12 protein-coding genes are annotated in these 13008 nt (G+C 74.4%); 4 read left to right on the top strand and 8 right to left on the bottom strand.

Features of this window, described 5'->3' with window-relative positions; genetic code table 11:
* Nucleotides 1-34: 34 nt before the first annotated feature.
* The 6 genes from ACH01S_RS32730 to ACH01S_RS32705 form a co-directional block, all read right to left on the bottom strand.
* Nucleotides 35-520: a hypothetical protein gene (locus tag ACH01S_RS32730; protein ID WP_067900723.1), complete on the bottom strand. Its 486-nt coding sequence runs from the start codon at nucleotides 518-520 to the stop codon at nucleotides 35-37.
* A complete protein-coding gene (locus ACH01S_RS32725; protein ID WP_067900720.1) occupies nucleotides 517-2853 on the bottom strand; it encodes a molybdopterin oxidoreductase family protein in 2337 nt (778 codons plus the stop codon). Before ACH01S_RS32725 ends, ACH01S_RS32730 begins: the two co-directional genes overlap by 4 nt.
* Nucleotides 2854-2951: 98 nt before the next feature.
* Nucleotides 2952-3980: a Ppx/GppA phosphatase family protein gene (locus tag ACH01S_RS32720; protein WP_067900718.1), complete on the bottom strand. Its 1029-nt coding sequence runs from the start codon at nucleotides 3978-3980 to the stop codon at nucleotides 2952-2954.
* A 59-nt stretch (nucleotides 3981-4039) separates the two neighbouring features.
* Entirely contained in the window at nucleotides 4040-4813 is a 774-nt protein-coding gene (locus ACH01S_RS32715; protein WP_067900715.1) for an ABC transporter permease, read from the bottom strand.
* Nucleotides 4810-5793: an ATP-binding cassette domain-containing protein gene (locus ACH01S_RS32710; protein WP_067900712.1), complete on the bottom strand. Its 984-nt coding sequence runs from the start codon at nucleotides 5791-5793 to the stop codon at nucleotides 4810-4812. The genes ACH01S_RS32715 and ACH01S_RS32710 overlap by 4 nt, the downstream gene beginning before the upstream one ends.
* Before the next feature lie 11 nt (nucleotides 5794-5804).
* A complete protein-coding gene (locus tag ACH01S_RS32705) occupies nucleotides 5805-6467 on the bottom strand; it encodes a DUF4097 family beta strand repeat-containing protein (RefSeq protein WP_067900710.1) in 663 nt (220 codons plus the stop codon).
* 225 nt (nucleotides 6468-6692) lie between these two features.
* On the opposite strand from ACH01S_RS32705, the gene ACH01S_RS32700 reads away from it, so the two are divergent.
* On the top strand, nucleotides 6693-7448 hold the full coding sequence (locus ACH01S_RS32700; protein ID WP_067900835.1) for a GbsR/MarR family transcriptional regulator: 756 nt from the start codon (nucleotides 6693-6695) through the stop codon (nucleotides 7446-7448).
* Here the strand turns inward: ACH01S_RS32700 and ACH01S_RS32695 are convergent.
* Together ACH01S_RS32695 and ACH01S_RS32690 are read right to left on the bottom strand one after the other, a co-directional pair.
* Nucleotides 7388-8155, bottom strand: a complete 768-nt coding sequence (locus tag ACH01S_RS32695; protein ID WP_067900708.1) for a GNAT family N-acetyltransferase — start codon at nucleotides 8153-8155, stop codon at nucleotides 7388-7390. The genes ACH01S_RS32700 and ACH01S_RS32695 overlap by 61 nt on opposite strands.
* A gap of 10 nt (nucleotides 8156-8165) precedes the next feature.
* Nucleotides 8166-9686 carry an alpha/beta hydrolase gene (locus ACH01S_RS32690; RefSeq protein WP_067900705.1) on the bottom strand — a complete coding sequence of 507 codons (1521 nt, stop codon included), beginning with the start codon at nucleotides 9684-9686 and terminating at the stop codon, nucleotides 8166-8168.
* A 140-nt stretch (nucleotides 9687-9826) separates the two neighbouring features.
* Here ACH01S_RS32690 and ACH01S_RS32685 point away from each other — a divergent pair, with 140 nt between their 5' ends.
* The 3 genes from ACH01S_RS32685 to ACH01S_RS32675 all read left to right on the top strand — a co-directional run bounded on the left by ACH01S_RS32685 (nucleotide 9827) and on the right by ACH01S_RS32675 (nucleotide 12971).
* Complete coding sequence (locus tag ACH01S_RS32685) at nucleotides 9827-10975, top strand: sensor histidine kinase (protein ID WP_067900702.1); 1149 nt, start codon at nucleotides 9827-9829, stop codon at nucleotides 10973-10975.
* Nucleotides 10963-11637 carry a response regulator transcription factor gene (locus ACH01S_RS32680; RefSeq protein WP_067900701.1) on the top strand — a complete coding sequence of 225 codons (675 nt, stop codon included), beginning with the start codon at nucleotides 10963-10965 and terminating at the stop codon, nucleotides 11635-11637. Before ACH01S_RS32685 ends, ACH01S_RS32680 begins: the two co-directional genes overlap by 13 nt.
* Nucleotides 11638-11753: 116 nt before the next feature.
* Nucleotides 11754-12971, top strand: a complete 1218-nt coding sequence (locus ACH01S_RS32675; protein ID WP_218010477.1) for an MBL fold metallo-hydrolase — start codon at nucleotides 11754-11756, stop codon at nucleotides 12969-12971.
* Nucleotides 12972-13008 lie beyond the last annotated feature (37 nt).

The raw sequence follows: 13008 nt of genomic DNA, 5'->3' as shown, positions 1-13008 counted from the left end.
CCGATACGACGTAATTGTCCGTTCAACCGTCCGGTCAGCCCGCGAGGATCTGCGGGCTGAGCTGTTTGAGGTGGGCGTTGGCCCACCGCATCTGCCGCAGCGTGTCGGGGTGGCAGCGCTGGGCCAGCGCGAGCAGCGTGTCGTCCTTCAACGCCTGGGCGGCCTGCGCGAGCAGCTCCCAGTCGACCGACACCCCGGCCGCCCGCACGTGGACCTCCCGCAGGTCGCGGAGCAGGAGCAGGCCGGGGGCGGCGTGGTGCGCGACCAGCCGCCCGCCCCTCTCCCGGAGCATCGAGCCGAGCCCGCTCTCCAGCGCGGGGTCCGCGCCGAGGTGCACCCCGTACGAGCCGCCGACCTCGGCCAGCTCCCGCAGGTGCCGCCGCGACCAGGCGGCCAGGTCGCGGCCGATGTGGTGGATCTCATGGTCGGCGACGTGCCGCTCGGACACGCGCAGCAGCTCCTGGGCGAGCCCGCGCTCGCTGCGGTGCAGCTCCCGGAACAGCAGCCCGATCTTGTTCATCGCCGCTCCTCCCCTTCGAGCCGCCGGACGCGGGCGGCGGTGACCTTGAACAGCGGCTGCTTGGACGCGGGGTCCCAGTCGGTGACCGTCAGCTCGTTGGCGGCGCGGGTCGGCTCGGCGCCCGCGGGCGCGTCCCAGTAGCCGTAGTGGAAGGGCAGGAAGAGGACGCCCTCCCGGACCTCGACGATCCGCACCTTCGCGTGCACGACGCCGCGCGGGCTGGAGATCTCGGCGAGGTCGCCCTCGCGCAGGTCGTGGGACGCGGCGTCGGCCGCGCACATCTCCACCCACACGTCCGGCGCGGCGTCCCGCAACCGCGGGACGCGCCCGGTCTTGGTCCTGGTGTGGAAGTGGTACACCGTCCGGCCGTTGATCAGGTGGTAGGGGTGCTCGCCGTCCGGCTCCTCGTGCGGCGGGACGTACCCGGCGGCCTTGACGACCGCCTTCCCGGACGGGTTGAGCGACCGGTACTCCACCGGCTCCACGGGCGTCCCGGTGAGCAGGTCGCGGCCGTAGCTCTCGCAGCGGTCGGGCGCGGCCCAGAACCGCCCGTCGGTGTAGAGGCGCTCGGTGCCGTCCGGGTGCTCCGCGTCGCACGGCCACTGGACGCCGTCCGCCCCGCGCAGCCGGTCGTAGCTGAGCCCCGTGTAGTCGCAGGGGCGTCCACGGCTGCACTCCTGCCAGGCCCGGAACGCCGACTCGGGGTCCGTCCAGCCGACGAGGGGCGCGCCGTCCTTGTCGGTGAAGCCCATGCGGGACGCGTAGTCCAGGAAGATGTCGAGGTCCGGGCGCGCCTCGCCGGGCGGTTCGACGGCCTTCTCCGACAGGTGGACGGTCCGGTCGGCGTTGGTGAACGTCCCGGTCTTCTCGCCCCAGGTCGCGGCGGGCAGGACGACGTCGGCCAGCTCGGTGGTCTCGGTCGGGAAGATGTCCTGGACGACGACGAACAGCCGCTCCTGCGCCAGGATCTCGCGCACTCGCGAGAGCTCCGGCAGCGACACCGCCGGGTTCGTCCCGCTGATCCACAGGAAGCGGAGGGAGCCCTGCTCGGCGAACCGGAAGATCTGCATGGCGTGGGTCGGCGGCCCGTAGTGCGGGATCCGCTTCGGCTCCACGTTCCAGATCCGGGCGAGGTCGGCGACGTGCTCGTCGTTGGCCCAGTTCCGGAAGCCGGGCAGGTCGCCGTCGGCGCCGCACTCGCGGGTGTTCTGCGCGGTCGGCTGCCCGTTCATCTGCAGGACGCCGCACCCGGGACGCCCCAGCATCCCCCGGATGAGGTGCAGGTTGTTGACCTGCACGGCCGCCGCCGTCGCCTGGTGCGACTGGTAGAAGCCCTGGAGCACCGTCGACAGCAGCCGCTCGGCGTTGCCCAGCGTCCGCGCGGCCTCGCGGACCAGCCCGGCGGGGACGCCGCAGATCTCCGCGACGCGGCCGGGCGGGTACTCCTGGACGCGCTTCTCCAGCTCCTCGTAGCCGACCACGTGCGCGTCGATGTAGGCGCGGTCGATGTGACCGGCCGCGATGACCTCGTGCAGCAGCCCGTTCATCAGCGCCACGTTGGTGCCCGGACGGGGCGCGAGGTGGAGGCCCGCCGCCCGCGCCACGGGCGTCGTCCGGGGGTCGACGCAGATCACGCGGGGCGGGTCGGGGCCCGCGAGCCGGTCCAGGACTCGCATCCACAGGACGGTCTGCGTCTCGGCCATGTTGTGCCCGAAGAGCGCGATGACATCCGCGTGGTCGATGTCGGTGTAGGAGCCGGGCTGCCCGTCGCAGCCGAACGACTCCTTCAGCGCGGCGGCCGCCGTCGCCGTGCACAGCCGGGTGTTGCCGTCCAGGTGGTTGGTGCCGATCCCGGCGTGGGCGATGACGGACAGCGTGTAGTACTCCTCGCAGAACAGCTGCCCGGTGGTGTAGAAGCCGAGCGCGGACGGGCCCCGCTCGTCGAGCAGGGCGCGGCTGCGCTGGACGACCGCGTCCATGGCGGTGTCCCAGTCGGTCTCCACCAGCGCGCCGTGCCGCCTCACCAGCGGCCTGGTCAGCCGGTCGGGCGACCGGCCCGCCTGCCAGCCGTACAGGTCCTTCGGGCCGAGGCGTCCGCGGTTGACCCGGTCGCCGGGGCGGCCGCGGACCCCGACGAGGCGGCCGTCCTTGACGGCCAGGTCCATCCCGTCGCCGTTGGAGTGCAGGATCGACGCCGTCGGCACCCACCGGTCGACGTCGCCGGGCGCCACGTCCTTCTCCAGGAAGGAGTCGACCCGGGCGGGCCACTCGTCCCCCGGGCCGTACGGCGTCCTCGTCCCCCACGGATCGGCTATGCGGTCGATGTCTGCCATGCGCGCCCCCTCCCTCTGGGCGGGGGTCTCCTGCCTCGACACGCGGCCGGGAAACATGCCCGGCGCCGACCAGCGGGGACGCCGTCCGGGCCGGGCGGTCAGCCGGTGCGGACGGGCGCCGGGCGCGGCCGCGCCGCGGTGGCGGGGACGGCCTGGGTGAGCCGCGCGGTCTCGTCGTCGGCCGCCGCCGGGTCGGTCATCGCCTGGAGGCGCCGGACGATCAGGCCCTCGCGGATCGCCCACGGGCAGATGTCGACCCGGTCGACCTCCAGGGTCGTCATCAGCGCCTCGGCCACGATCGCGCCGGCGAGGATCTGCGGGGCCCGCGGCCGCGACACCCCGCGCAGCTTCGCGCGGGCCGCCGCGCGCTTCGCCGCGAGGACGGGGATCTGCTCGCGGAGCCGGTCCACGTCCAGCACGCGCCGCGCGTACGGGCCCGCCTTGCGCTTGGGCGCCCCGGTCAGCCTGGCGAGCTGCGTGAACGTCTTCGACGTCGCGACCGCCCGGACCGGACGCTCCCCCTCCAGGCCCGGCCTCACCTCGGCGGACGTCTCGGCCAGCCGCTCGTACACCTGGCGGCGGAGCCGGCGCACGTGCTTGCGGGACGGCGGGTCCCCCGGCAGGTGCGCGCGGGTGAGCCGCCCCGCGCCGAGCGGCAGCGACAGCGCCAGCGCCGGTTCCTGGCCGTCGCCGTGGGCGATCTCCAGCGAGCCGCCGCCGATGTCGGCGAGCAGCAGCCGCCCGGCCGACCAGCCGTACCAGGCGCGGGCGGCGAGGAACGTCAGCCGCGCCTCGTCCCGTCCGGACAGGAAGCCGAGCCGCACGCCGGTCGACGCCGCGACGCGGGCGACGATCTCCTCCTGGTTGGCGGCGTCCCGCACCGCCGAGGTCGCGAACGAGACGAGTTCCTCGACGCCGTGCGCGGCGGCGGCGCACACGGCCTCCCCGACCGACGCGACCAGCCGGTCGACCGCCGTCTTCTCCACCGCCCCCTCGGGGTCGATCGCCTCGGCCAGCCGGGTCGGGCGTTTGACCGTGGTCACCGGGCCCGGCGGCGCGCCGACGGCGAGGTCCACCACCTTGAGATGAGCGGAGTTGGAACCCACGTCGAGCACACCGATTCGCATGCCGACCCTTTACCCGATCATGGCTCGTTCATTGGTGCCTCTTCACGCCGCGTTCACCCTCAGGCCTTGTTGTAGGTGTGCTTGGCCCAGAGATAGGAGGCGACGCCGATTCCGGCGCACCACGCGACGGCGATGGCGGCGTCGTCGCCGATCGGCGTTCCGAGCAGCAGGCCCCGGACGCTCTGCATGATGGGCGTGAACGGCTGGTATTCGGCGAACCAGCGCAGCACGGTCGGCATCGAGTCGGTCGGGACGAACCCGCTGCCGAGAAACGGCAGGAACACGAGGGGCATCGGCGCGTTGCTGGCCGCCTCCGGCGTCGGGGACTTCAGCCCGAGCGCGACCGACAGCCACGTGATCGCCACGACGAACAGGGTGAGCAGCCCGGCGGCCGCCAGCCATTCGACGACGGTGGCGTCGGGACGGAAGCCGACCGCCAGGGCGACGCCGACGACGACGGCCATGCCGACGAGTTGCTGGATGACGCTCGCGACCACATGTCCGGTGAGGACGGATGCGCGCGAGATCCGCATGGTGCGGAAACGGGCGATGATGCCCTCCGTCATGTCGGTGGCGACCATCACCGCCGTTCCGGTCGCGGCCATGGTCGCCGCCATGAGCAGGATGCCGGGGACGACGTAGTCGACGTAGGCGTCGCGTCCGCCGCCGATGCCCGCGCCGAGCGTGCCGCCGAAGACGTAGACGAACAGCAGCAGCAGGACGACCGGCGTGACGACGAGCTGCACCGTCATGGACGGGTAGCGGACCAGGCGCTTGAGCTGGCGCCGGACCATCGTGGACGAGTCGCGGGCCGCGAGACCGAGGGCGCTCATCGGGAGACCTCCGTGGTCTGATCCGTGGTCCGGCCGGTGTCGCGGCCGGTGAGGGTGAGGAAGACGTCGTCGAGGTCGGGCGTGTGGACGCCGAGGCCGGACGGCTCGACGCCCGCCGCGTCCAGCCGGGCGAGCAGCTCGCGCAGCGACGCGACCCCGCCGTCCGACGGGACCTGCAGGGTGAGCCGGTCGTCGTCGGACGGGTCCACGAAGCCGCGGCCGAGGGCGTCGAGCGCGTCCTTCAGCGCGTCGTCGTCGGGGAACCGCAGGGACACGTGGCCGCCGGGGACGAGCCGCTTCAGCTCCTCGGCGGTGCCCTCGGCGATCAGCCGTCCGTCGTCGAGGAGGGCGATGTGGTCGGCGAGGCGGTCGGCCTCGTCCAGGTACTGGGTGGTGAGGAAGACGGTGACGCCGCCCGCGACCAGTTCCCGGACGATGCCCCACATGGTGCGGCGGCTGCGCGGGTCGAGGCCGGTGGTGGGCTCGTCCAGGAAGATCAGGCGCGGGTCGCCGACCAGGGTCATCGCCAGGTCGAGGCGGCGCCGCATGCCGCCCGAGTAGGTTCCGGCGGGCTTGCGCGCCGCGTCGACGAGGTCGAAGCGCTCCAGCAGCCCGGCCGCCCTGCGCCTGCCGTCGCGGCGGGACAGGTGCCGGAGGTCGGCCATCAGGAGCAGGTTCTCCTCGCCGGTCAGCAGCTTGTCGACGGCCGAGTACTGCCCGGTGACGCCGATCGCGCCGCGCACGTCGTCCGCCTGGCGGGCCAGGTCGAACCCGGCGACCCTGACCTCTCCGGCGTCGGCGCGGAGCAGGGTGGACAGGATCTGGACGGTGGTCGTCTTGCCCGCGCCGTTCGGCCCGAGCAGGGAGAAGATCGTCGCCTCGGGGACGGCCAGGTCGATGCCGTCGAGCACGACCTTGGCGCCGTCCTTGCCGGGGAAGGACTTGCGCAGCCCGTTCGCCGCTATGGCCAGGTTCGTCATGGTTCTGCTCCTCAGAGGCTGCGGGCGGTGATGTCGCCGTGGGAGGTGGTGGCGCGGATGTCGAGCCGGGGGGCGCCGTCGTTCTTGAGGGCGTTGTCGATGCGGCCGTAGGCGGTGCCCGCGTCCAGGGCGGCCGAGACCCCGGCGGCGGCGCCGATCGAGATGTCGCCGGACCGGGTGCGCAACACGACCTTGCCGCCCGCGGCCTCGGTGATCGTGATGTCGCCGCGCATGGTGCTGATGTCGGCCGAGCCGGTCAGGCGTCCGACCTCGACGTCGCCGTCGGAGGCGGTGAGGTGGACGTCCGCCGCCTCGTCGATCCTGACGCTGCGGTAGGCGCCGTCGAAGACGACGTCGCCGAGGCGTCCGACGGCGCGGAGCTCGGCCGCGCCGGTCGTCGCCTTGACGTGGGAACCGGCGGGCAGCTTGACCGTCACCTCGACGGCCCCGGACTGGCCGAGCGCCCGCCCGCCGGGCGCGGCCTTGATCCGCAGGACCCCGTCGCCGAAGTCGACCGCGGTCTGCTCGGCGGCCTTCACGTCGCGTCCCTTGGCGGCGTTCGCCGGGAGGACCTCGACGGCGCTGTCGGCCCGGTCGGCGGCGATGAACCGGACGCGTCCGGCGGGGATCTCGACGACGGCGGAGATCGGGTCGGGGGTGTCGAACCTCTGCATCGTGCGCTCCTTGCGCTCGCTGTTTCCAATGTCGAAAACGCTACGTTGCGTTCCAAATCTCTGCAAGCAACACGTTGCACAGACTGAACATCTAAGCAGGTAGTAGCCTTAGAAGTGTTGCAACAGCCTTCGCGCTTAACGCAATGACGGTCCGCCGTCCATTGCAATGAGGAGAAGGTGAACGCTATGGTGGAGGCGTCCGCGACCGTGACGGAGGAGATCGCGATGCCGGGAGGCAGGCTCACCCAGCAGGACCGCCGCCAGATCGCGGCGGGGCTCGCCGACGGCCTCCCCTACGCCGAGATCGCCCGGCGGCTCGACCGCCCGACCTCGACGGTCACCCGCGAGGTGATGCGCAACGGCGGGCCCACCGGCTACCGCGCCGACCTCGCCCACCACGCCACCGAGCGCCGCGCCCACCGGCGCGGGCGGGCCGCGCCGCGCGGGGCGGCGGCGGCCGAGCGGCCCGACGGGCGCGACGCCGCGGCCGTGCGCGAGTACACCGACCTGCTCACCACCGTCTTCATGACGTCCGGCCTGCCGAAGATGATGGCCCGCGTGCTGGCGTGCCTCTACACCACCGACTCGGGGAGCCTCACCGCGGCCGAGCTGGCGGAGCGGCTGCGGGTCAGCCCGGCGTCCGTCTCCAAGGCGATCACGTTCCTGGAGAACCTCGAACTGGTCCGCCGCCGGCGCGACGAGCGGCGCCGCGACCGCTACGTCGTGGACGACGACCTGTGGTACCAGTCGATGATCCGCAGCGCCCGCTCCAACGGCCAGTTCGCCGACGCCGCGCGCCAGGGCGTCGCCGTCCTCGGCCCCGGCACCCCGGCCGCCGCCCGCCTGGAGAACGCCGCCCGCTTCCTCGACTTCGTCACCGAGAGCCTCTACCGCGCCGCCGAGGAGGCCCGCGAGGTCCTCTACACCCCGGCCGAGACCTTGACCTGCCGCTCCGATTCGACGAAACCGAGCGACCGGTAGACGCCGATCGCCGGGCCCCGCGGCTCGGCGACGATCACGAGCGTCCGCGCTCCCCGGGCCATCGCGTCCGTTCCGGCGTGATGGACGAGTGACGACGCCAGCCCGCGGCGCCGGAACTCCGGATGGGTCTCGACGCGCTGGTAGCGCGCGACGCCCCGGCCGTCGCGGACGACGCCGAGGCCCGCGCGCAGTTCGCCGTCCACGAAGGCGCCGAACCAGGTGGCGGCGCCCGCCTCGCACAGCCGCCGCTCCTCGGCGAGTTTCGCCGCCAGGAAGGCGGCGTGCTCGCGCGACGGCTCCGGCCCCTCGCACGCGTGCCGCAACCGCGCCACCCGCTCCCAGTCGTCCCCGGCCAGCGGCCGCAGGTCCGCTCGCGCCGGTCGCGCGGGAGCACGCAGGGACGACGCCGTCAGGACCGAGTCGATCTCGACGTCCATTCCGAGCCCCTCCCACTCCGCGCGCCGGACCGTTCCGCCCTCGGTCGTGTCCACGCCGATGGCCACGTGGGACGCGTTCGGGAATTCCGCCGCGAACAGGCCGGGGGCGTCGCGCAGCGCGCCGGGCGCCACGAGCACGAAGTTGCCCCACCAGAAGAACGGATTGGCGGGCGTCCGGACCACCCGGTGAGACGGGTGATCGACGACGGTCGCCCCGGCCAGGCGGCGAACCAGCAGATCGGTGCGGAAACCGAGCGAGCGGACCTTCACCCGGTGAACCCTAGGCCGTCCCGGCGTCGCAGGTCGGGTCGGCGGCCGGGAGGAGGCCGGTGGCCAGGTAGGCGTTGACCGCCGTGTCCACGCAGGCGTCGCCGTACTCGCCGTAGATCCCGTGGGCGGTGGCGCCGCGCAGGGTGAGCAGGCGCGAGCCGGTCAGCGCCCGGTGCATGGCCCGGCTGCCCGCGTAGGTCGTGGCGGTGTCGCCGGTCGCGGACACGATCAGCGTCGGAGTCGCGTTGCCGATGCGCGTCGGGGCCTCGCGCGGGCCGTTCGGCCAGAACGCGCACGGCCAGATGTTGTTCTTGAGCGGTCCGAAGAGGGGGTGGAGCGCCCGGCTGCGCTGGACGTCGTCCCAGTAGGCGTCCGGGTCGCGCGGCACGGCGCGGTCGCCGCAGGTGATCGCCGCGGCCGGGCTCGCGAGCGGGGAGCCCTCGCTGGTGAGGACGAACGCGAGGAAGCCGTCGAGTTCGGGGCCGGGGTCGGCCGGACGGCGGCGCGCCGCCGCGTACAGCGTCCGGACGGTGGCCGCGAACTCCGCGCGGCCCGCCGGACGGTCGTCCCCTGGGCCGACCGACAGCAGGTACGGGACGGCCTGGTCGTCCACCTCGTACCGGCCGACGCGCAGCGGGCGCTCCTCAGCCGCGGCGACGATCCCGTCCACGGTCGCGAGCACCTCGGCGGGGGTGGCGCCGAGGCCGTAGGCGCCGTGGCGTTCGGCGGCCCACGCCGCCCAGCCGCGCAGGGCGCGCTCCGCCTCGTCCTCGGTGCCGCGCAGCGCCCGCGCGCCCCACGCGTCCGGGTCGCCCGCGCTGTCCAGGACGACCCGGTCGGTGCGTCCGGGGAACATCTGGGTGTAGACCGCGCCCAGGTAGCTCCCGTAGGAGTAGCCGAGGAACGAGATCCGCCGCTCCCCGAGGACGCGCCGTACGAGGTCGATGTCCCGGGCCGTGTCGCGCGTGTTCGCGTACGGGAGCACGTCGGCGTGGCGGCGGGCGCAGCGCTCGGCGAGGTCGCGCTGCACCGCCGCCTGGTGGTCGAACCGGGCGCGGGTCGCGCCCGCCGACCGGAGCCACATGCCGACGGGCCAGCCGCAGTCGAGCGGCGTGCTGCGCCCGACGAAGCGCGGGTCGAGGCCGACGAGGTCGTAGCGGTCGGCGACGTCCTTCATGGCCGTGCGCACGTCCAGGGGCATGCCGAGGGTCGGCTCGCCGGGGCCGCCGTTGTTGAGCACCAGGGTGCCGATCCGGTGGGCGCGGTCCTTGGCGCGGATGCGCGACAGCGCGAGCGTGATCGTGCGTCCGCCCGGCTTGGAGTGGTCGAGCGGGACGGCGACCTCCGCGCACCGCGCGCCCGCCTTGTCGAGCTCGCGGCCGAGCGTGTCGCCGCGCCCCTGGGCGCAGCGCTTCCAGTGGAGCGGTGGACGCGAACCGCCCTCGGCCCCGCTCAGCGGCGCGACGGCGGCGGACAGCGCGATGAGTGCGGCGACCGGCACGAGCCGGGTCAGCACGGATCTCGGTTTCATGGCCGAGGACGCTAGGCGCGGCGGGCGTCCCGTCCGATACGGCCAGCCGCAGGCGCCGTACTACAGCCCGCTGTAGTGCCCGGCGAGGACCGGCGGCGGACAATGATCTCCAACCCGGCGTCGGGAGGGAGGGGGCGCGCATGCGCGACCGGGCATTCCGCGGCTCGGCCTACCTGCTGGGCACGCTGGTCACCGCCGTGGCCACGGTGCTCGCGCCGCCGGTGCTGCTCGCGCCGCCCGTGGCGCGGGGCTGGGCGGACTGGCACCGGCGGCGGGCGGCGCGGCTCCTCGGCGTCCCGGCCGAGGGCCGGACGCACCGGAACCTCGCCTGGGCGGTCGCGCACGTCGCCGCCGGGTTCCCCCTCGGCCTCGCCGCCCTGGTGTGCCTCGGCAACATCGTGGTCGCCGTCGTCGCGATGACGTCGTGGTGGGCGTTCCCCGCCGGCGCGCGTCCCACCCTGTTCTCGGTCGGCGACGTCCGCGTGGACGGGTGGACGACCGCGCTGGCCGCGGGGTCCGCGCAGCTCGCCGTGCTCGGCGCGGCGGCATGGTGGGCGCTCCCGGCGCTGGCGCGGCTGCACGCGCGGATGTGCCTGGCGGTGCTCGCGCCCTCGGCCCGCGACCGGCTGACCGCACGGGTCGACGCGCTGACCAGGAGCCGGGTCGGGGTGGTCGACGCGCACGGCGCGGAGCTCCAGCGGATCGAACGCGACCTCCACGACGGGACGCAGGCGCGCCTCGCAGCCATCGCCATGCAGCTCGGCGTCGCCCGCGAGTCGCTCGCGGACGACCCGGACGCGGTCGCGGCGCTGATCGGGCAGGCGCACGACACGGCGGAGGAGGCGATGGCCGAGCTGCGCGCGGTGCTCCGGACGATCTACCCGCCGATCCTCGCCGACCGGGGCCTGGACGGCGCGCTGGCCGCGCTCGCCGCCCGGTCCGGCGTGCCGGTCCGGGTCGAGCGCGCCGGGCTGGACGGGCTCCCGGCGGCCGTGCAGGCGGTGGCCTACTACGTGATCTCCGAGGCGCTGACGAACGTGGCCAGGCACGCCGCCGCCACCCGCGCGGACGTCCGGGTCGAGCGCGCGGGCGACGTGCTGGCCATCGAGGTGACCGACGACGGGCGGGGCGGCGCCGACGAGGCGCGCGGCACCGGGATCACCGGGATCCGGCGGCGGGTCGCCGCGCTGGACGGCTCCGTCCGCCTCGACAGCCCGCCGGGCGGCCCCACCACCCTCGCCGTCCGTGTAGCGATCGTTCCGGAGGTTGCGGCGCCGTGCGGGTCGTGATCGCGGAGGACAACGTCCTGCTGTCCAGCGGGCTGGAGCTGCTGCTCGCGTCGAAGGGCTGCGAGGTGGCGGCGGTCGTCCGGGACGGCCCGGCGTTCCTCGCCGCCGTCGCCGAACACCGTCCCGACATCGCCATCGTGGACGTGCGGCTCCCGCCGGCCTTCCGCGACGAGGGGATCCACGCCGCGCTGCGGGCCCGGCGCGAGCACGGCGCGCTGCCGGTCCTCGTGCTGTCGCAGTACGTCGAGCGCGAGTACGCGGGCGAGCTGCTCTCCGACGGGCGCGGCGGCATCGGCTACCTGCTCAAGGACCGCATCGGGCGGGTGGCCGAGTTCATCGACGCGCTGCGCCGCGTCGCCTCCGGCGGCACCGCCATGGACCCCGAGGTGATCGCCCAGCTCCTCGCCCGGCCCGGCGAGCCGCTCGACGCCCTCACGGCCCGCGAGCGGGAGTCCCTCGCGCTGATGGCGCAGGGCCACGACAACGCGGCCATCGCCGAGCGGATGCGCATTTCCGACAACGCCGTCCACAAGCACGTCGGCAACATCTTCGCCAAGCTCGGCCTGGCCCCGGACGACTCCGGCCACCGCCGCGTCCGGGCGGTCCTCGCCTACCTGGACGGCACGCGGGGGGTCTTGCCAGCGCGCCTCGATCGGCCGTAGGGTCACGCCAATCTCCGTAGTGATTGCTACAGAGATTGTCGCCCCTCGCCGGTCGTCGGCGACCGTCTCGCCGCATGCCTCCGACCACCCCCAGCGAAGGAAGAGGTCGTCCCACCATGTGCGAAGAGTCCCGAGAAGAGTTCCGCGAAGGGGCCCGCGAGGAGTCGTGCGGGGAGCCCCGCCCGCGGCTGTCCCGCCGGGGGCTGCTGCGCTCCGCCGGGGTGGCGGCCGGCGCGATGACCGTGTCCGGCGTCCTGACCGGTACGGCGTCGGCGGCGCCGCCCGCCGCCCCGGCCGCGAAGGGGTACCGGACGCGGCTCGTCCTGCTCGGCACCGCCGGCGGGCCCATCTGGTGGAAGGGGTCGGACCGGGACGGCGTCTCCTCGGCCCTCGTCGTCGGCGACGCCATCTACCTGGTCGACTGCGGGAACTCGTCCGTCCACAACTTCCGCGACGCCGGGCTGCTCGGGCCCGGCGACGGCAAGAACGACCTCGGCGAGCTGCGCGCCGTGTTCCTCACCCACCTGCACTCCGACCACGTCGCCGACTACCCGGGCCTGCTGCTCTACGGGATCTGCGGCGGCGGGCTCGGCCGGGACGACCGGCCCGTCCAGGTCTTCGGGCCGGGGCGGCGCGGGGCCCTCCCGGCGGTGTTCCCGCCCGCCCGGCCCACGCCGGACCCGGTGAACCCGGCCGCGCCCACGCCCGGGACGGTCGACATGACCGCGTCCCTGGTCGCCGCGTTCGCCACCGACTTCAACGACCGGCTCTTCGACACCGGCTCCCCGGCGATCACGGCCCGGGTGAAGGCGCACGACATCGCGCTGCCGGACGGCGCAGCGCCCGGCCGGAAGATCCCGCGCCTGAACCGGCCCATCCCCGTCTTCGAGGACGACCGGGTGCGCGTGACCGCGACGCTCGTCGACCACGGGCAGATGTTCCCCGCGTTCGGCTTCCGGTTCGACACCGACGACGGCTCGGTGGTGTTCTCCGGCGACACCACGGTCTCGGACAACCTGGTCGACCTCGCCGGGGGCTGCGACGTCCTCGTCCACGAGGTGATCGACCAGGCGTGGGTGGAGCAGAGCATCGCGGCGCTGCCCGTCCCGCAGGAGACCAAGGACGGCTACATCAACCACATGATCGGCTCCCACACCACCATCGAGCAGGTCGGGAAGGTGGCGCGGCGGGCGGGGGCGGGCAGGCTCGTCCTCAACCACTTCTCGCCCGGCCACCTCCCGGACGGGCGGTGGCGCCGCGCGGGCCGCGACTTCGCCGGGCCGGTCGTGCCCGGCCGCGACCTCATGCAGATCGGCGTCGGCAAGAGGCGCTGACCGGCGGGTTCGGGCGCGCGGCGGGCGAGGGGGCGGG

It is taken from the genome of Actinomadura chibensis NBRC 106107 (assembly GCF_001552135.1).
In the GTDB taxonomy this organism is placed as follows: domain Bacteria; phylum Actinomycetota; class Actinomycetes; order Streptosporangiales; family Streptosporangiaceae; genus Spirillospora; species Spirillospora chibensis.
This window is presented reverse-complemented; position numbering and strand designations above follow the sequence as displayed.

What these genes read in the sequence shown, in the direction of transcription:
- ACH01S_RS32705 (WP_067900710.1), bottom strand. Translation starts at nt 6,467, where the DNA reads ATGCAGAGGTTCGACACCCCCGACCCGATCTCCGCCGTCGTCGAGATC.
- ACH01S_RS32720 (WP_067900718.1), bottom strand. Translation starts at nt 3,980, where the DNA reads ATGCGAATCGGTGTGCTCGACGTGGGTTCCAACTCCGCTCATCTCAAG.
- ACH01S_RS32700 (WP_067900835.1), top strand. Translation starts at nt 6,693, where the DNA reads ATGCCGGGAGGCAGGCTCACCCAGCAGGACCGCCGCCAGATCGCGGCG.
- ACH01S_RS32715 (WP_067900715.1), bottom strand. Translation starts at nt 4,813, where the DNA reads ATGAGCGCCCTCGGTCTCGCGGCCCGCGACTCGTCCACGATGGTCCGG.
- ACH01S_RS32725 (WP_067900720.1), bottom strand. Translation starts at nt 2,853, where the DNA reads ATGGCAGACATCGACCGCATAGCCGATCCGTGGGGGACGAGGACGCCG.
- ACH01S_RS32710 (WP_067900712.1), bottom strand. Translation starts at nt 5,793, where the DNA reads ATGACGAACCTGGCCATAGCGGCGAACGGGCTGCGCAAGTCCTTCCCC.
- ACH01S_RS32675 (WP_218010477.1), top strand. Translation starts at nt 11,754, where the DNA reads ATGTGCGAAGAGTCCCGAGAAGAGTTCCGCGAAGGGGCCCGCGAGGAG.
- ACH01S_RS32685 (WP_067900702.1), top strand. Translation starts at nt 9,827, where the DNA reads ATGCGCGACCGGGCATTCCGCGGCTCGGCCTACCTGCTGGGCACGCTG.
- ACH01S_RS32690 (WP_067900705.1), bottom strand. Translation starts at nt 9,686, where the DNA reads ATGAAACCGAGATCCGTGCTGACCCGGCTCGTGCCGGTCGCCGCACTC.
- ACH01S_RS32730 (WP_067900723.1), bottom strand. Translation starts at nt 520, where the DNA reads ATGAACAAGATCGGGCTGCTGTTCCGGGAGCTGCACCGCAGCGAGCGC.